This is a genomic window from Pseudoduganella violaceinigra DSM 15887 (assembly GCF_000425385.1).
Taxonomy (GTDB): domain Bacteria; phylum Pseudomonadota; class Gammaproteobacteria; order Burkholderiales; family Burkholderiaceae_D; genus Rugamonas; species Rugamonas violaceinigra.
In genome coordinates this window covers 41,053-57,104 of the sequence record NZ_KE384357.1, presented here as the reverse complement: position 1 = coordinate 57,104, position 16,052 = coordinate 41,053, and the positions used below count along the sequence as shown (strand labels likewise).

18 protein-coding genes are annotated in these 16,052 nt (G+C 64.4%); 9 read left to right on the top strand and 9 right to left on the bottom strand.

Annotated elements, in window-relative coordinates; all coding sequences use genetic code 11:
- Position 1: 1 nt before the first annotated feature.
- The 5 genes from H597_RS0119790 to H597_RS0119770 are packed head-to-tail and all read left to right on the top strand — an operon-like array spanning position 2 to position 4,320.
- The gene (locus H597_RS0119790) at positions 2–1,123 is read left to right on the top strand and encodes an NAD(P)/FAD-dependent oxidoreductase (protein WP_035374790.1); all 1,122 of its coding nucleotides are present in this window, start codon (positions 2–4) and stop codon (positions 1,121–1,123) included.
- Entirely contained in the window at positions 1,116–1,370 is a 255-nt protein-coding gene (locus tag H597_RS0119785) for a 2Fe-2S iron-sulfur cluster-binding protein (RefSeq protein WP_028103654.1), read from the top strand. The genes H597_RS0119790 and H597_RS0119785 overlap by 8 nt, the downstream gene beginning before the upstream one ends.
- Positions 1,367–2,638, top strand: a complete 1,272-nt coding sequence (locus H597_RS0119780) for an NAD(P)/FAD-dependent oxidoreductase (RefSeq protein ID WP_028103653.1) — start codon at positions 1,367–1,369, stop codon at positions 2,636–2,638. The genes H597_RS0119785 and H597_RS0119780 overlap by 4 nt, the downstream gene beginning before the upstream one ends.
- Before the next feature lies 1 nt (position 2,639).
- On the top strand, positions 2,640–3,551 hold the full coding sequence (locus H597_RS0119775; RefSeq protein WP_028103652.1) for a dihydrodipicolinate synthase family protein: 912 nt from the start codon (positions 2,640–2,642) through the stop codon (positions 3,549–3,551).
- A 25-nt stretch (positions 3,552–3,576) separates the two neighbouring features.
- Complete coding sequence (locus H597_RS0119770; RefSeq protein WP_028103651.1) at positions 3,577–4,320, top strand: YoaK family protein; 744 nt, start codon at positions 3,577–3,579, stop codon at positions 4,318–4,320.
- Here H597_RS0119770 and H597_RS0119765 read toward each other — a convergent pair whose 3' ends face one another.
- The 3 genes from H597_RS0119765 to H597_RS0119755 all read right to left on the bottom strand — a co-directional run bounded on the left by H597_RS0119765 (position 4,321) and on the right by H597_RS0119755 (position 5,760).
- Positions 4,321–4,725 (bottom strand): universal stress protein, encoded by a 405-nt coding sequence (locus H597_RS0119765; RefSeq protein ID WP_028103650.1) that lies wholly within the window; start codon positions 4,723–4,725, stop codon positions 4,321–4,323. It lies immediately after the preceding gene.
- Between the two features lie 60 nt (positions 4,726–4,785).
- Complete coding sequence (locus H597_RS31700; RefSeq protein WP_035374788.1) at positions 4,786–5,202, bottom strand: DoxX family protein; 417 nt, start codon at positions 5,200–5,202, stop codon at positions 4,786–4,788.
- Positions 5,203–5,301: 99 nt separating this feature from the next.
- A complete protein-coding gene (locus H597_RS0119755) occupies positions 5,302–5,760 on the bottom strand; it encodes a hemerythrin domain-containing protein (RefSeq protein ID WP_161630627.1) in 459 nt (152 codons plus the stop codon).
- A 470-nt stretch (positions 5,761–6,230) separates the two neighbouring features.
- Here H597_RS0119755 and H597_RS0119750 point away from each other — a divergent pair, with 470 nt between their 5' ends.
- Positions 6,231–6,971, top strand: coding sequence for an SDR family oxidoreductase (locus H597_RS0119750; RefSeq protein WP_028103648.1), 741 nt, complete (start codon positions 6,231–6,233; stop codon positions 6,969–6,971).
- Here the strand turns inward: H597_RS0119750 and H597_RS31695 are convergent, their stop codons facing one another.
- A complete protein-coding gene (locus tag H597_RS31695) occupies positions 6,972–7,391 on the bottom strand; it encodes an NUDIX hydrolase (RefSeq protein WP_051293946.1) in 420 nt (139 codons plus the stop codon).
- Between the two features lie 228 nt (positions 7,392–7,619).
- On the opposite strand from H597_RS31695, the gene H597_RS0119740 reads away from it, so the two are divergent.
- The 3 genes from H597_RS0119740 to H597_RS31690 are packed head-to-tail and all read left to right on the top strand — an operon-like array spanning position 7,620 to position 11,947.
- Positions 7,620–8,864 (top strand): hypothetical protein, encoded by a 1,245-nt coding sequence (locus H597_RS0119740; RefSeq protein ID WP_035374787.1) that lies wholly within the window; start codon positions 7,620–7,622, stop codon positions 8,862–8,864.
- 13 nt (positions 8,865–8,877) lie between these two features.
- Positions 8,878–9,300, top strand: coding sequence for a type 2 periplasmic-binding domain-containing protein (locus H597_RS0119735; protein ID WP_028103646.1), 423 nt, complete (start codon positions 8,878–8,880; stop codon positions 9,298–9,300).
- Position 9,301: 1 nt separating this feature from the next.
- Entirely contained in the window at positions 9,302–11,947 is a 2,646-nt protein-coding gene (locus tag H597_RS31690; RefSeq protein ID WP_229632216.1) for a bifunctional diguanylate cyclase/phosphodiesterase, read from the top strand.
- A gap of 14 nt (positions 11,948–11,961) precedes the next feature.
- On the opposite strand, the gene H597_RS31685 is transcribed toward H597_RS31690, so the two are convergent.
- Genes H597_RS31685 through H597_RS0119705 form a run of 5 tightly spaced genes read right to left on the bottom strand, consistent with a single transcriptional unit; the run spans position 11,962 to position 16,052 of the window.
- Positions 11,962–12,540 (bottom strand): hypothetical protein, encoded by a 579-nt coding sequence (locus tag H597_RS31685; protein WP_051293944.1) that lies wholly within the window; start codon positions 12,538–12,540, stop codon positions 11,962–11,964.
- Positions 12,537–13,205, bottom strand: coding sequence for an SCO family protein (locus H597_RS0119720; RefSeq protein ID WP_211232069.1), 669 nt, complete (start codon positions 13,203–13,205; stop codon positions 12,537–12,539). The genes H597_RS31685 and H597_RS0119720 overlap by 4 nt, the downstream gene beginning before the upstream one ends.
- Positions 13,162–13,770 (bottom strand): c-type cytochrome, encoded by a 609-nt coding sequence (locus H597_RS0119715; protein ID WP_028103644.1) that lies wholly within the window; start codon positions 13,768–13,770, stop codon positions 13,162–13,164. The genes H597_RS0119720 and H597_RS0119715 overlap by 44 nt, the downstream gene beginning before the upstream one ends.
- Positions 13,757–14,374 carry a cbb3-type cytochrome c oxidase subunit II gene (locus H597_RS0119710; protein WP_028103643.1) on the bottom strand — a complete coding sequence of 206 codons (618 nt, stop codon included), beginning with the start codon at positions 14,372–14,374 and terminating at the stop codon, positions 13,757–13,759. Before H597_RS0119710 ends, H597_RS0119715 begins: the two co-directional genes overlap by 14 nt.
- A 1-nt stretch (position 14,375) precedes the next feature.
- Positions 14,376–16,052, bottom strand: a complete 1,677-nt coding sequence (locus H597_RS0119705; RefSeq protein ID WP_028103642.1) for a cbb3-type cytochrome c oxidase subunit I — start codon at positions 16,050–16,052, stop codon at positions 14,376–14,378.

Here is a 16,052-nt window from a genome sequence, read left to right as displayed (position 1 = left end):
CATGAAACCGGACGTCCTGATCGTCGGCGCGGGGATGATTGGCGCAGCTTGCGCCGATGCCCTGTCGGCCTGCGGCATGCGCGTGACCATCGTCGAGCGCGATGCCGTCGGCAGCGGTGCGACGGCGGCCGGCATGGGCCACCTGGTGGCGATGGACGACAACGCGGCCGAATTGGCCTTGAGCTCCCACTCGCTGGCGCTGTGGAAGGATCTGGTCGAAGGCCAGCCTCGGCGCCACGAATATAGCCGCTGCGGCACCATCTGGGTGGCGGCGGATGATGAAGAACTGGAAGCGGCGCGCGCCAAGGCTGCCACCATGTCGGCCCATGGGCTGGAATGCGGCGTGATCGGCGCGCAAGAGATGTACCAGCTGGAGCCCCAGCTGCGTCCCGGCCTTGCCGGGGGCCTGCTGGTGCAGGGCGACGGGCTGGTATATCCGCCCAAGAGCGCGCGCATTTTGCTGGCCCGCGCTGTTGCGCGCGGTGCGACGCTGGTGATGGGCGAGGTCGTCACATTGGAAGAGGGCGCTGTCCTGTTGGCCGACGGTTCGCGCCTGGGCGCCGGACAGATCGTCCTGGCGGCAGGCACGCGTTGCCTGGCGTTGGCGCCCGAATTGCCGCTGCGGCCGAAGAAAGGCCACGTCATGATCACCGACCGCTACCCGAACTTTATCCGGCACCAGCTGGTGGAATTGGGGTATATCAAGAGCGCTCACGCGTCGGACGGCGAATCGGTGGCGTTCAACCTGCAGCCGCGCCCGACCGGCCAGATCCTGATCGGTTCTTCGCGCCAGTTCGATACGACCGACCTGGAAGCCGAGCCTTCCATGATGGCGCGCATGCTGAAGCGTGCGGTGGAATACGCACCGGCGCTGGCCGGCCTGAACGTGCTGCGCTGCTGGACCGGGCTGCGGGCGGCAACGCCCGATGGCCTGCCCTTGATCGGGCCGGATCTTTCTCGCCGCAATGTGTGGCTGGCGACCGGTCACGAGGGCCTGGGCATCACGACGTCGCTTGCGACGGCGGAATTGCTGGCAGCGCAAATGGCCGGCGCGAAAGCCGGCATCGATGCGCGCCCCTACTTGCCGAACCGCTTTGAAGCGCAGGGGAGGGCTTATGGCTGAAGCGATCAAGCTGAGTATCGATGGACGCAGCATCAGCGTCGCAGCGGGCACCACGGTCGCCGCCGCCATTGCCATCGCCGCCGCGGCTGTCACGCGCCGCTCGGTCAGCGGGCAATTGCGCGCGCCCTTGTGCGGCATGGGCGTTTGCCAGGAATGCCGTGTAACGATCAATGGCCGGGCGCATGTGCTGTCCTGCCAAGCGCTTTGCCAGCCCGGCATGGACGTCATCACTGGAGCTGCGGCATGAAGGACTCTTTCGACATCCTGGTGGTCGGCGCAGGGCCGGCCGGACTGGCGGCGGCGCATGCCGCGGCGCAGGGTGGAACGCAGCAAGTCGCCATCGTCGACGATAACCCGCTGGCCGGCGGCCAGATCTGGCGCGGCGCTCCGGCCAAGCAAAAGGACCAGCGAGCCCGCCAGCTATGGCACGCGCTGGAGGACGCCGGTAACGTCAGCATTCTGCAGGGTACCCGCGTGCTGATGCAAACCCAGCCTGGCGAATTGCTGGTGCAGGACGCCCGGCAGGCGCGCACTTTGCGCTACAAGCAATTGATCCTGGCAACCGGCGCACGCGAATTGCTGCTGCCATTCCCCGGCTGGACGTTGCCCGGCGTGACCGGCGCCGGTGGCCTGCAAGCGCTGGCGAAGGGCGGCTACCCCGTGCAAGGCAAGCGCGTTGTCGTCGCCGGCACCGGCCCACTGTTGCTGGCCGTGGCCGCAACGCTGAAGGAGCGCGGCGCCATTGTCGCGGCGATCGTTGAACAGGCGGCCATGCCTGCACTGGCGCGCTTTGCCGCAGGCCTGGCGTTGACTCCGTCGAAGGCGATGCAGGCGGTGGGCCTGGCAGCGGGCTTGCGCGGCATTCCTTACTACACCAACAGCTACGTCACGATGGCGCGCGGCCAGGCGCAATTATTGTCTGTCCAGGTACAGCGCGCCGGCGACAAGCTGGATATCGACTGCGACTATCTGGCCTGCGGCTACGGCCTCCTGCCGAACACTGAATTGGCGCGTGCGCTGGGCTGCGAGATCGAACAGGGCGCGGTGAAAACGGATCCTTGGCAGCACACCAGCGTCGCCAATGTGCTGTGCGCCGGGGAAGGTACCGGCGTCGGCGGCGTCGACCTGGCCCTGGTGGAAGGCCACATCGCCGGCCTGGCCGCAAGCGGCCATACAAACGAGGCCCTGGCCTATTTTGCGGCGCGCGACAAATGGCGCGGCTTCGCCTCCAGGCTGGCGCGCGCTTTCGCACCGCGCGACGCGCTGCGCGCGCTGGTGCAGCCCGACACCATTGTCTGCCGCTGCGAGGACGTCTGCCACGACGAATTGCGCCAGCAGCCAAGCTGGCGCAGCGCCAAGCTGCACACGCGCTGCGGCATGGGGCCCTGCCAGGGCCGCATCTGCGGCAACGCAACCGATTTCCTGTATGGATGGCGTCCGGACGCCGTGCGTACACCGATCTCGCCGGCCCGTGCCGGCAGCATTATCACCCTCGAACTTCACAAGGAGACTTGAAATGGCAGCAATCAAATGGGAAGGCATCTTCCCCGCAGTAACCACCAAATTCCACGCGAATGAGGAGCTGGATCACGCGGAAATGGAGAAGCACTTCTCCTTCATGATCGACAGCGGCTGCCACGGCCTGGTCACCTGCGGTTCCCTGGGCGAAGCGAGCACCCTGTCGTTCGAAGAGAAGCTGGCCGTCGCCAGGACCGCCGTCAAGGTGGCCAACGGCCGCGTCCCGGTGCTGGCCAACGTCAGCGAAACCCGCACCGCCAACGCCGAGCGCTATGTGCAGGAAGCGCGTGACCTGGGCGTGGACGGCTTCATGGTGATGCCTTCCGTGCTGTACGCGGCCGACGCCTATGAAGCCAAGGCCAACCTGCGCGTGATCGCCAAAGCCGCCAAGCTGCCGATCATGGTGTACAACAACCCGGTCACCTACAAGGTCGACCTGACCCCGGCCGACTTCAAGGAGCTGTCGGACTGCGAAGAGCTGGAAGCGATCAAGGAATCGACCGACAACATCCGCCGCGTGACCGACCTGCGCAATGCCGTGGGCAACCGCTACGCCATCTTCATGGGCGTGGACGACCTGGCCTTCGAAGGTTTGGCGCTCGGCGCCGATGGCCTGCTGGCCGGCCTGGTGGTCGCCTTCCCGAAAGAGACTGTGGCACTGTACAACCTGGTCAAGGCCGGCCGCCTGGCTGAAGCCCTGAAACTGTATCAGTGGTTCATGCCGCTGCTGCACCTCGACGTTTCGACCAAGCTGGTGCAAAATCTGAAACTGGTGGAAGCACTGGTCGGCGTCGGCAACGAAAACGTACGCCGTCCACGCCAGCCACTGCGCGGCGCCGATCGTGAGTTCGTGGTGCAGGTGGTACAGCAGGCGCTGGCTACCCGTCCTGACGTCAGCGCTTACCTGTAACAGGTCCAAGCCATGCCGGGGACGAATGCCGATCAATTATGTAAGACGCCTCACCGGGCGGCAGCGCGCCGCCCAGGCTAATCGCCACCTCGGCATCGCCCTGGCCTTCGTGGCCGGGGCGGCCAATGCTGGCGGCTTCCTCGCCGTCAAGCAGTACACCTCCCATATGACGGGCATTGTGTCGTCGGCCGCCGATGACATTGCACTGGGCGCCTTTGACGCGGCCCTTGACTGCGCCGGTGCCTTCCTGGCCTTTCTGGCCGGCGCCGCCTGCTGCGCCATCATGGTCAATTTTGCCCGCCGCCGCCAGCTTCACAGCGAGTTCGCCCTGCCGCTGCTGCTTGAAGCGGTATTGTTGCTGGCGTTCGGCGTCATGGGCGCGCGCCTGCAGGCGATCGACGTGATCGTGCTGCCGGCCACGGTGACCCTGCTGTGCTTCATGATGGGCTTGCAGAACGCGGTGATCACCAAATTGTCCAACGCCGAAATCCGCACCACCCATATGACCGGCATCGTCACCGACCTGGGAATCGAGGCGGGCAAAGCGCTTTACTGGAACCGGGACAGCCAGGCCGTCCCGCGCGTGGCAGCGGACTGGAGGCGCATGCGCATTCTCGGTGCGCTGCTATTGTCCTTCTTTATCGGCGCGCTGGCGGGCGCATTCGGCTTCAAGCTGGTCGGCTTTGGGGCGACCTTGCCGTTGGCGGCCGTGTTGCTGTTGCTGGCCATCGTGCCAATTCTCGACGACCTGCGTTCACGCCCGCATTAATCAACCTTCACGGAATACCAGCACTGGAATCTTGCTGTGCGTGAGTACCTTCTGCGTCTGGCTCCCCAGCATCAGGCTGGCCAGGCCGCTGCGGCCGCGCGATGCCATGGCGATCAGGTCGCAGCCGCGCTGCAGGGCGGTGGCGATAATGGCGGCGTGCGGCTGGTCCGCATGCACTTCCAATGTCGTACAGTCGACGTGAAGCGTGGCGGCCTGGCGTGCGATATCGGCCAGGATTGAATTTTCTTCCGGCGTCTCCGCGGTGCTGGCCAGCGCCGGCTCTTCCGGAAGCACGTGAACCGCCGTGACACGGGCGCCGCTTTCGCGGGCCATGCGCAGGGCGGCATTGACTGCAAGTTGGGAAGCGGCGGAACCGTCGCTTGGGATCAGGATGTGGCGGAACATTTTTCGGGTTCTCCTTCAGGTGCTGCAGTCTAAAGTGTCCCGCCACATCGCCGCAACCGCTTACGCGGCGCGCAGGGCGGACGGGGTGCGGCGGGCGTCGAGGCTCAGGCTACCGGCGCCGAATGCGGCAATCTGCAGCAGGCCGCCGGCCATCGCGAAGTTCTTCATCAGGTGGATCATCTGGTTCTGGTCAGCAATCGCGCTATGGAAGATCACGCCGGTGACGACGGAGAACGCAGCCAGCGCCAATGCGACAGGACGGGTGTACAGGCCTGCCAGCAGCAGCAAGCCGCCGACTACTTCGATGCCGATGGCCGCCGCCAGCCCCAGTTCGGGGAAGGGCAGGCCCATTGCGCTGATATAGCCCATGGTGCCGGCCGGATTGGCGATCTTGCCGATGCCGCTCAGGACGAAGATCGCGGCCATCAGGATGCGGGCGGCCAGCGGCAGGGCGGAAGTGTTGGTCTGCTTGTTCATGGTATGGCTCCTTCAAGGAATGTGTTGTTGATGGAGGCATGTTATGCCGCACTGACCTATTCCGGAAGCCAATATATTTAGATGTGATGTATCTTGAATTCAGATGGATCGTTGTTCCTGTAACAGCTGCGACAGTTGCTGGCGCAGCTTGGCGCGCGAGGGTTGGCTGTGGGGATGGCTGGTGTTTTCCACGGCGACGGCCAGCGGCAAATCCATGGCGCTCAGGTGGCCGAGGAACCAGCGCGGCAGGCGTTCGAGCAAAATGCGTGCGCCAGCCGGGTTTTCCTGGGCGACCGGCAGGGCGTGCTGAAGTGCGGCAAGCGCGCGCCGGTGGGCGGCGCGGTGTTCGTGGTCGGTGGGGTAATACAGCTGGTCCATCAAGGCTTCCTCTTCCGCGAAATCCAAGGCGAGGATGTTGAGCAGTTCGGCGATGCGGATGCTCAGCGAACTATCGTCCGCGTCGATGGTTGCGTGGATGGCTTGCAGCAGGGAGCGGTGGGATGCATCCATTTCGGCCACTCCGGTTTCCAACAGTGGGCTCCACTCTAGGCGTTGCATGGCGGTCTCCTTGTCAATTCCGCCAGTTTCGCTTGGCGAGGGCGGGGAATCCATGACGCAGATCAATTGCGGGTTTACTTGCATCCTTTTCTCCTGTCGCAACGCACTTCCCCATGCACGCACGTTCCGGAAAACCCATTGATTTACTCGCGAACTCGCTCATCGAAAATTTATTGTTTCTGATCCAATGGATCTAATTGTTGGCAATCGCCGTGGCGTTTGCTTTGAAAAGGTGCTTCGGTACGAGAAAAGGCTGTGTGCGTGATGCCCGATGCAAAGTCTGGTGCACATCGGTCAATGGCGGCAACGAGAACGACTCTGCCATTTGAAACAAAGATACTGAATAACGATCCAGCGTCTTGATATTTATCAAAGAAGCAGTGCGCGTGTCCGAATGACAGACCTGACCCCGACTTTTGGCTCTAGAATCTTGGGAAATGATGGTGTCTTATTCAACCCAAATCAAACTTATGGAAAAAATCTTGATCGTGACAGGCGCCAGCCGGGGCATTGGCGCTGCTATCGCCCGCCGTGCGGCGGCGGATGGCTGGACGGTGGCGGTGAATTACCTGCGCGATGCCGATGCGGCGGCGCGTGTGGTGGCGGCTATTCAAGCGGCTGGCGGCCGGGCACTGGCGGTGCAGGCCGATGTGGCGCGCGATGAGGATATTGAGCGCCTCTTCGCCACTGTCGAACGCGAACTTGGTCCGGTGTCCGGCCTGGTGAACAATGCCGGCATCACGGGCGGATTGCGCACATTCACCGAGACCGGTCCCGCTGTCGTGGAGCAGGTGTTCCGTACCAATGTCCTGGGCCTGATGCAGGCCAGCCGCCGCGCCATGGCGGCATTCCGCGCGCACGGGCAGGGCGGGGTGATCGTCAATATCAGTTCCACCGCCGCGACGGCGGGTAGCCCGAATGAGTATGTGACTTATGCGGCCAGCAAGGCGGCGGTCGATACCTTCACCATGGGCTTGGGTAAGGAAGTGGCGGCGGAGGGCATCCGCGTGTGCGGGGTGGCGCCTGGCACGACGCAGACCGATATCCACGCAACGTCCGGCGATGCTGGCCGGCCGGCGCGTGTAGCGGCGCGCATTCCGATGCTGCGCGTGGGTGAGCCCGATGAAATTGCGGAGGCGGCGGTGTGGCTGCTGTCGCCTGCGGCGCGCTACGTCACCGGCACGACGCTGCGCGTGTCCGGCGGCGCTTGATCACCAGTCGATGGACAGGAGCCGCGACGCCATGCGCGGCCAGCACAGGGAACTGAGTTCGTCGCGCGAAGCCCAGCGGAAGCCGTCCGCTTCCGGCGTTGGTTCGCCGGTGCGCTGGTGCGGGAAGAAGCTGGTGCAGCGCAGGTGGTCCAGGCTGCACAAGTCGTCGCCGGTTTCCACTTTGAACAGGTGCAGGCGCTTGTCGGGGCGGTAGCTGAATTCACCCAGATCTTCAAAACGCCCGGCGTCGAAGTCGAGGCCCGCTTCTTCGAACAGTTCGCGCCGCGCCGATTCCAGCGGGGTTTCGCCTTCATCCTGCAGGCCTTTGGGGATGTCCCAGCTGGCGGTGCCTGTGACGTGGCATAGCAGCACCTGGCGGGCGGCGTTCAACACCAGGGTGCCGCATGAAACTTGCTGCATGTCCTTGTTTCCTTTGCTTTTATTACAGCTTTGAATATTACTAAATAGATAGAAACGGTACTCTAGGGAAACTTCTCGACAGTTTAGGCTTGCTGCTATAAAGTGTGGCAACTCCAAGGGTGGCGTCTCGACCGCCCGTTCCGCCCATTTCCACAGTCATCGCGCACGCAAGCCCTCACGGCAGGCGGCGCTATTTTATTGCCGACGTTTCTTGCCAAGAGTGCCATTATGCCAAAGCTGCACCAGACGCCTTTCCTGTTCGCCCTTGCCGCAACGCTGCTGATGCAGTCTGCGGCGCATGCGGGTGCCCAGGACCAGGAGGGGGCCTGGACTTTCGGCGGCTTTGGCACGTTGAGCGCCGTTCATTCGAGCGAGAAGCAGGCCGACTTTTCGGCCACCCCCCTGAACCCTGGTGCTGCCGGCGCTTCGAACGATTGGAGCTTTGGTGTGGATAGCCGCGTCGGCTCGCAGCTTTCTTACAACGGCGGCCACTGGTCGGCCGTGCTGCAGGTGGTGGCGGAACGCAATCTCACGCATTCGTGGAAGCCGGTGATCGAGTGGGCAAATGTGCAATACCAGGTGACGCCTGAATTGAGCCTGCGTTTCGGCCGCATCGCCTTGCCGTTGTTTCTGTCCGGCGATTACCGCAAGGCCAGCTATGCGCTGACCTGGGTGCGGACCCCGGTCGAATTGTATGGCGCGCTCCCGATCAGCAATAACGACGGCGTGGACGCCAGCTACCGCTGGAATGCCGGCGCCGTGAAGAACACCACGCAGGTGCTGTATGGCGGTACGGAGCTGCGCCTGTCCGATACGCGCCGTGCCGAGGCGCACAAGCTGGCCGGTATTTCCAACACCAGCACCGTTGGCGCCTTGACCGTGCGCGCCTCTGCCATCAAGGGCGAGCTGGAGATGAAACTGGCGGATGACCTTTTCACGGGTTTTCGCCAATTCGGCCCGCAGGGCGAGGTTGTGGCCCGCCGTTATGAAACGGACCGCAAGCAGGCCACGGTATTGAGCATTGGCGCGTCCTACGATCCGGGCAACTGGTTTGTGATGGGCGAGATCGGCCGGATCAATGCGCGTTCCTTCCTGGGCGACAAGACGGCCGGCTACATCAGCGGCGGTTACCGCCTTGGCACCTTCACGCCCTATGCCACTTTCAGCAAGGTGGCGGCCAATACGCCCACCCGTGCCGACGGGCTGGATTTGTCCAAACTGCAGCCGCCTTATCTGCAGGCCGCGCAGCGCCTGAATGCCGAACTGAATGGCCTTCTGAGCATGATCGCAGTGCAGGACAGCACCAGCATCGGTGTGCGCTGGGATGCGGCCAGCAATACTGCACTCAAGCTGCAATTCGATCATGTGCGCCCGCACGGCGGCACCAGCGGTACGCTGGAAAATATCCAGCCAGGCTACCGTTACGGCCGCAGCTTCGGCGTGCTGAGCGCTTCGCTGGACTTCGTATTCTGACGGGGAGCTTGAGATGATCAGGAAACTCCTCTTTTGCCTGTTATTGGGGCTGTTTGCCGGAACCGCCGCCGCTGCCGAACTGGTGGTGGTGGTGTCGGCGCGCAGTCCTATCACGTCGCTGCGCGCCGAGCAGGTGGCCGATATTTTTCTTTCCGAGGCAACCCGTTTCCCGGACGGCGGAGAAGCGGTGGCGCTCGATTTGCCGATCGGTTCCCCGATGCGCGACGAGTTTTACCTGAAGGTCACCAACCGTACGCCGGCGTTGATGAAGGCTTACTGGACCAAGAAGGTCTTTACCGGCCGCGGCCAGCCTCCGCGCGAGCTGCCCAACAGCCAGGCGGTGCGTAAGCTGGTGGCCGATAATCCGACCTTGATCGGCTATATCGAACGCAGCGCGCTCGATGCGAGCGTGCGTCCTGTCCTGGTGGTGCACTGATATGAAGCGCTGGCTCAGAATGTGCCTGGAGACGCAGGTCTCCCTGCCCCTGTTCACCATTGTCCTGCTGGCGGTGGTGTGGGCGACTACGCTGCATTTCATCGACAGCGAGGAGGCGGCCGCCCGCCAACTGGCGTCGGATTCGTCCAAGGAACTGATCGCCACCTATGAGGCGCAGGTGGCGCGCAGCGTCAACGGTATCGAACAGACTTTGCAGATGCTGAAGTACAGCGCCGAACGCGAGGGGCCGCTGGGCGCGCTGCCCGAGCTGCAGTCGCACGGCTTGCTGCCTTCCGGCCTGGTCTTTGTCGTCAGCATCGTCGATGCCCAGGGCGACACGGTGGCCAGCAATCCGGTGGCGCGGCCGATCAATGTCGGCACGCAGGAGTATTTCCGCTTCCATCAGGAGCACCGCAGCAGCTATACCTTCATTTCGCGCGCGATGCGCGATCAGGCGAACCTGGACTGGCACCTGCACTTCACGCGCCGGCTGGAAGATGCGCGCGGCGAATTCGCCGGCGTGGCCATCGTGGAAGTGGAGCCGACGTACTTCACCAGCGGCTATGAGCGCAGCCGCCTGGGCGAACACGGAATGCTTGGCCTGGTCGGCGACGATGGCGTGGTGCGTGCACTGCGCGTGGGCGACAAGCAATCATTCGGCCAGCAGCTCGACATGACGGCGCTGCAAACACCGCGTTCGACGCCGGTGGCCAGTATCGGCGACGGCGTCAAACGCTATACGGCCGTGCGCCAGATGGCGGGCCTGCACCTGAGCGCGCTGGTTGGCCTGGCGGAAGACGAGCAGATGACCGGCTTCGCGGCGCAGCGCCGCCAGCTGCTGCTGGACGCCAGCATCGCCACGGCGGTCCTGATCCTGCTGGCGGCGCTGGTCTGGGCCTGCGTGTGGCAGGGCGCCAAGGCGCGCCGCCGTATCCGCCGCGCCCAGGAAACCTATGCCGCCGCGTCGGAATCGAATATGGATTCCTTCTTTGTGCTGCGCGCAATCCGCAACAAGGAAGGCGTGATCACCGACTTCAAATTCAGCGCCGTCAATTCGCGCGCCGAACAGCTGACCGGCCGTACGCGCAGCGAACTGCGCGCTCAGACGCTGTGCAACTGGATGCCGTCGGCACGCCATAACGGCATGTTCGAGCGCCTTGTGCTTGTCACGCAGAACGGCGGCGTGCACCAGGAAGAAGGGCCGAATATGGTGCCGCAATTGCATGCGGATTGGCTGCACTGGCAGGTGGTCGGCGTCGAAGGCGGCGTGGTGGCCATCCTGCGCGACATCTCCGAGCGCAAGCGCGCCGAGGAACGCATTTACCACATGGCCCATCACGACACGCTGACCGGCCTGCCCAATCGTAGCCTCACATGCAGCCGCCTGGAGCAAGCCATCGCGCACGCCGAGCGCACCCAGGAGTCCGTGCTGGTGGCTTTTATCGATCTGGATAGCTTCAAGCTGGTGAACGATACGCTGGGCCACAATGCCGGCGATGAACTGCTCAAGGAAGTGGCCGGCCGCATGGTTCGCTGCGTGCGACGCGACGATACCGTGGGCCGCTTCGGCGGCGACGAGTTCGTGCTGGTGCTGCCGCATGTGAACGAGGATCCGCAGGTCCTGGCCCCGGTGCTGGACAAGATCCTGGCGGCGGTGGTGCGGCCGATCGAGCTGGAAGGCCAGAAGATGCAGGTGAGCTGCTCGATCGGTGTTGCCGTCTATCCGCGCGATGGCCAGGATTCGGACACGCTGATGTTGCACGCCGACGCGGCCATGTACCGCGCCAAGGAGAGCGGCAAGAACAATTGCCAGTTCTACGACCATGAAATGAACGCGGGCCTGGAAGAGAAGCTGGCGCTGACGGAGGGCTTGCGCAAGGCCCTGGAAGAGCAGCAGTTGTTCCTGGCCTACCAGCCCAAGGTGAGCCTGGCATCGGGCCGCATGTTCGGTGTCGAAGCTTTGCTGCGCTGGCAGCATCCGCAGCGCGGCCTGGTGTCGCCGGCCCAGTTCATTCCGCTGGCGGAAGAGAACGGCCTGATCATCCCGATCGGCGAATGGGCCTTGCGTGAAGCCTGCCGCCAGGCCTGCGCCTGGCTCGATGCCGGCTTGCCGCCGATGGTGGTGTCGGTCAATGTGTCGGCGCGCCAGTTCGACGATCCGCGCCTGGTCGAACGCGTTGCCGAGGCCTTGGAGTGGAGCGGCCTGTCGCCGCAATGGCTGGAGCTGGAGCTCACGGAAAGCATGATCATGCGCGACGTCGGGAAATCGGTCGAGAAAATGCGCCAGCTGGAAGCGATGGGCATCGCGCTGGCGATCGACGATTTCGGCACCGGCTATTCCAGTCTGGCGGCGCTCAAGTCCTTCCCGATCAGCCGCCTGAAGATCGACCAGTCCTTCGTGCGCGACCTGGCCGGCAGTTCGGACGACCAGGCCATCACCTGCGCCATTATTTCGCTGTCGCACCAGCTCGATATGCGTGTCATCGCGGAAGGGGTGGAGACGGAACAGCAGCGCAGTTTCTTGCAGCAGCACGGCTGCGACGAGATCCAGGGCTACCTGTTCAGCCGTCCGGTGCCGCCGCAGGAAATCACGGCCATGCTGATCGCCGAGGATACCGATTCCGGCATTGAGGCGCTCGCGCCCTGACCGGGCAGCAAGGGTCAGCTGCGCTCCGCCGCTGCCTGGCCGGCCAGCGCGGGCAACTGCCACACGCACCAGGCGGCGGCTATGCCGATTGAGGCCACGACCAGGCCGACTCCGGTCACGACCTGGTCGTCAAGCGAGTAGGCGTTGCACAGGCGCTGCGGCACCTCCTGGTAAAGCATGCCGGCAATCGCCATCATGGCGCAGAGATTCCCAAGGAAGAACAGCTGGATGACGGTTGCCGCACGCGCCAGCGCACCGGGGAGCAGGAAACCCAGCAAGAACAGGCTGGCGAACTTGCCGGCTTCCGCCAGCGGCATCGCCAGCGCCTGTTCCAAGGCGCGCGGCACCATCCAGTAAGCGCTCGCCAGCAGCAGCCAGGCCAGGCCTGACAAGCCGTGCGCATCCCAGCGCGCAAGACGGGCGCGGATGCGCGTGCTCGAGGCGGGCGAGGCTGCCGCGAGGGAGCCGCTGATGGCGATCATCGGCAGCTGGACTGTCATGTGCAGCGCCATGGATGCTTCCAGGGGCGCGCGCAGCAGCGCCGCGGCGATCAGGAATGCCGCCGCCAGCGCCCGGCTGTCCCCGGTATTCACTGGTTTGGCCCCAGCGCCGCCCGCAGCGCGGCATCGGGCTGCTCGTAGTCCACCACCTGCTGCAGCTTTCCGCTGGCGCTGACTAGATGGAAGGCTGCATTGTGCTGGAATTCGCCCAGCTCCGCCGGAAGCACGGTAATGCCGATTTGCTCCAGCAAGGACTGCAGCTGCGCCGCATCCGGCACCGCCGCAAACTGCCAGATCTCGGGATCGGCGCGCATCCGTTCCGCGTAGAGCGCCAGGTCCGCAGGCGTATCGCGTGCGTCAAATGAGATCGAAAGCAGCCGGACTTTCTGTTTCAGGCCGCGCGCCAGGATGTCCCGCTGTATTTGCTGCAGTTCGGAGCCTTGTGCCGAGCACACGGCATTGCAGCGCGCATAGAAGAAGGTCACGATGGCCGGCCTTCCGTCCGCCGCCAGCAAGGCCTGCAAAGTGACGGGATGCCCGGCGCCTGGCTGGGCGAGCGTGGTGCGGGGCAGGGCAAGCGGCGCTTCGGCGATCGCCAGGCGCCGGCCTTCTTCGGTCGAGACGACGCGCAATCCCATGGTCGCCTGGTACAACGCGAGGCCGGCGGCTGCCAGCATCAGGGCGATAAGCGCTGCGGTTCGCCGCAAATCCGCGCTAGTTGGCCGGCTTGGCGAGCTTGGCGAGATCTTCATCTCCATTGAAGGAATCCTTGCGTTCGGCCGACGCATCGCGCGCCGCTTTGACGGCGTCGGGCGCCACCTTGGCCGAACTGTTGCCGAAATTGCTGCGGATATGGCTCAACACGGCCGCGATCTCCGCATCGCCAAGCTTGTCCTTGAATGCCGGCATCTGCCCGTTGTATGCGCTGCCTTTCACAGTCAGCTTGCCCGTCACGCCGTGCAGCAGGATGGACGCCACGACCTGCTCGGCGCCATTCACCCACTCCGAGCCGGCCAGCGGCGGGAATATGCCCGGCAGCCCCGCGCCGGAAGCCTGGTGGCATGCCACGCATTGCGCCGCGTAGACCTGCGCGCCATCCACTGCGCCGCCGGCACCTGCCGCGCCGCCCGCCTTGGCCTGCAGCGTTGAAATCGTGCGGCGGTCACCCAGCGCCGGATCGTCGTCGCGCACGGTCAGGATATAGCTGATCGCCCACGCCAGCGCCACGCCGACGCCAAGCAGCACAAACCAGGGGATTGGCCGGTTCTTCTCGGTTGGATCGGGATGCTCGCGCTGTTGGGCGCCATATTCATTTTGCGGCATGGGGCGCTCCTTCCTTCTTCACCTGCGGCGCAGGCAGCACCGGGTACGTATGGTCGAGCGACTGCAGGTAGGCCACCAGGTCCAGCACTTCCGGCTTGGCCACCACTACCTTGCCCGGCGGTTTGAAGCCGGGCGGCAGGTTGACCACCCGGTCGCCCGGTTCGGCGGCATCCTTGTAATCGAACAGGAAGGGATAGGAGGGCATGATCGACCCCGGCACATAGGCGCGCGGTTGGAACATATGCCCCAGGTGCCAGTCAGCGCTCGGCTGGCGCGCGCCGATATTGAACAGATCGGGGCCGGTGCGCATGGTGCCCAGCAAATGCGGCGAGTCGTAGTAATAGTCCGCCGCCACCGACGCCCGTCCCCAGCCGCGCTGGTCGTCCGGCGCCTGCGCTTTGTCGCGCGGCTGCTGCGAATGGCAATAAATGCAGCCGTTCCTGATATACACCTCGCGCCCGCGCAGCTGCTGCGCCGTGTAGGGCTTGAGGGCGGCCGGTGCCTCGATTGCGCGCAGCTGTGCGTGCGGGACGATGACCAGGGCCGACGTGGCGAGGGCCAGCGTCACCATTGCGCCGCCCAGCAGTTTGAGTTCGTCTTGCATATCAGGCCCCCGCGAGCTTGCTGGCTGGCGCGGCCGCATTGCCGCGGGCATGCAGCAGCGCCGCGCCGACACGGCGCGGGCCATGGCGCAGGGCCATCGCCGCGAAATGCCAGGCGAAGACCAGGTGGCCGATGGTCATGACGGCGCCGCCGATGGAGCGGCTTTTCAGCCACGGGATCGTCACGTTGACCGAATCCATGAAGGGCCGGCCCGCATCGAGCATGGCCATGCCCTGCAGCCAGCCGCCGATGGTCAGGCCGACGAAGTAGATGGAGAAACCGAACACCACCAGCCAGAAGTGCCAGGCGATCAGTTTCGGGTAAGGCCATTCCCAGGCCATCACGCGCGGCATCACGAAGTAGATCGCGCCGAACATCACCATCGAGAAGAAGCCGTACAGCCCCAGGTGGGCATGGGCCACCGTGAAATGGGTGAAGTGCGTCACCGTATTGATGCTGCGCAGCGCTTCGAGCGAACCCTGGATGGAGCTCAGGGTGTACATCATCCCGCCCAGGACGATAAAGCGCAGCGTCGGCGAGTACACCAGCTTCGAGAAGTGCCCGCGCATCGTCATGTGCTGGTTGATCGAGAAGGAAATCACGGGGACTACCATCATCACGCTCTGCACGATCGACAAGGTGACCAGCCAGCCCGGTACCGGCCCGCCGATCAAATGGTGGCCACCGACCTGGCCGTAGAAGAACGCCAGCGTCCAGAATCCCAGCAGCGACAGGTTGTACGACTGCACCGGCCGCCCGATAATCTTGGGCAGGAAGTAGTACACCGAAGCCACCGCCATCGGCGTGTAGAACAATCCCAGCACGTTATGCCCGAACCACCAGTTCATCGCCGCCTGCTGCACCCCGAAGTGCACCGCCGGCAGGTTCCCGATCAGGAACAGGATGGGGAACCAGAACAGGGCCGCGCCCATGTACCAGATCGATACGTACAGGTGGTGCACCTTGCGGCTTTGCAGGGTGTACACCAGCGGCAGTCCGACCAGGGCGCCGCCCGCCACCAGCAGCAGGTCTACCTGCCATGGGATTTCCAGCCACTCCATGCCGTCGCTGATGCCTGCCGCGATGCAGCCCAGCCCAGCGATCAGGCCCGCATTCCACAGCATGGCGCCGAAAATGGCGAAACGCCCGCCGACCAGGTGGGTCTTCAGCAGGCGGGGGAGAAGCCAGATCGCGATGCCCAGCGCCGCCATGGGCGCCCAGCCATAGGCCACGGCGTTGAGATGAATGGTGCGGATGCGCCCGAAGGTCAGCCAGGGATATTGCACCAGCCAGTCCGGTTCGTGCAGCTTGATGGAGCTGGTCAGCCCGGCCGCCGTCGCCACCAGCAGCCAGACCACCGAGCAGGATAGGAAGACAAAGGTCACGAAGGCGCTGGAGCGGTCGGCCTCGACGCGCTCGGCCAGCTCCTGGTGCATGGCCACCAGTTCGGCCGCGTTGGCGCCGTGCCGGTGCTCGCCCGGCACGGGCAGCGACATCCCTTCGCGCTGCTGCGGCGTGGCCGCCGGCTCTTCGCCGTGGCCCACTTCGCCGGGAGAGAAGATCACATTTGCCGCCACCGACGTGGTGTCAAACAATCGATGCCGCAACGACCAGATGAAAACCAGCAGGCCGGTAACTGACAGGATGAAAGAAGACAGGAGTATGGTGACGGTATCCAC

Bases quoted from the DNA above. Each gene is read 5' to 3' on its own strand.
- H597_RS0119770 (WP_028103651.1), top strand. From the start codon at position 3,577: ATGCCGATCAATTATGTAAGACGCCTCACCGGGCGGCAGCGCGCCGCC.
- H597_RS0119775 (WP_028103652.1), top strand. From the start codon at position 2,640: ATGGCAGCAATCAAATGGGAAGGCATCTTCCCCGCAGTAACCACCAAA.
- H597_RS0119715 (WP_028103644.1), bottom strand. From the start codon at position 13,770: ATGCCGCAAAATGAATATGGCGCCCAACAGCGCGAGCATCCCGATCCA.
- H597_RS0119765 (WP_028103650.1), bottom strand. From the start codon at position 4,725: ATGTTCCGCCACATCCTGATCCCAAGCGACGGTTCCGCCGCTTCCCAA.
- H597_RS0119735 (WP_028103646.1), top strand. From the start codon at position 8,878: ATGATCAGGAAACTCCTCTTTTGCCTGTTATTGGGGCTGTTTGCCGGA.
- H597_RS31700 (WP_035374788.1), bottom strand. From the start codon at position 5,202: ATGAACAAGCAGACCAACACTTCCGCCCTGCCGCTGGCCGCCCGCATC.
- H597_RS0119790 (WP_035374790.1), top strand. From the start codon at position 2: ATGAAACCGGACGTCCTGATCGTCGGCGCGGGGATGATTGGCGCAGCT.
- H597_RS31695 (WP_051293946.1), bottom strand. From the start codon at position 7,391: ATGCAGCAAGTTTCATGCGGCACCCTGGTGTTGAACGCCGCCCGCCAG.
- H597_RS0119780 (WP_028103653.1), top strand. From the start codon at position 1,367: ATGAAGGACTCTTTCGACATCCTGGTGGTCGGCGCAGGGCCGGCCGGA.
- H597_RS0119710 (WP_028103643.1), bottom strand. From the start codon at position 14,374: ATGCAAGACGAACTCAAACTGCTGGGCGGCGCAATGGTGACGCTGGCC.
- H597_RS31690 (WP_229632216.1), top strand. From the start codon at position 9,302: ATGAAGCGCTGGCTCAGAATGTGCCTGGAGACGCAGGTCTCCCTGCCC.
- H597_RS0119750 (WP_028103648.1), top strand. From the start codon at position 6,231: ATGGAAAAAATCTTGATCGTGACAGGCGCCAGCCGGGGCATTGGCGCT.
- H597_RS0119785 (WP_028103654.1), top strand. From the start codon at position 1,116: ATGGCTGAAGCGATCAAGCTGAGTATCGATGGACGCAGCATCAGCGTC.
- H597_RS0119755 (WP_161630627.1), bottom strand. From the start codon at position 5,760: ATGCAACGCCTAGAGTGGAGCCCACTGTTGGAAACCGGAGTGGCCGAA.
- H597_RS0119720 (WP_211232069.1), bottom strand. From the start codon at position 13,205: ATGGAGATGAAGATCTCGCCAAGCTCGCCAAGCCGGCCAACTAGCGCG.
- H597_RS0119740 (WP_035374787.1), top strand. From the start codon at position 7,620: ATGCCAAAGCTGCACCAGACGCCTTTCCTGTTCGCCCTTGCCGCAACG.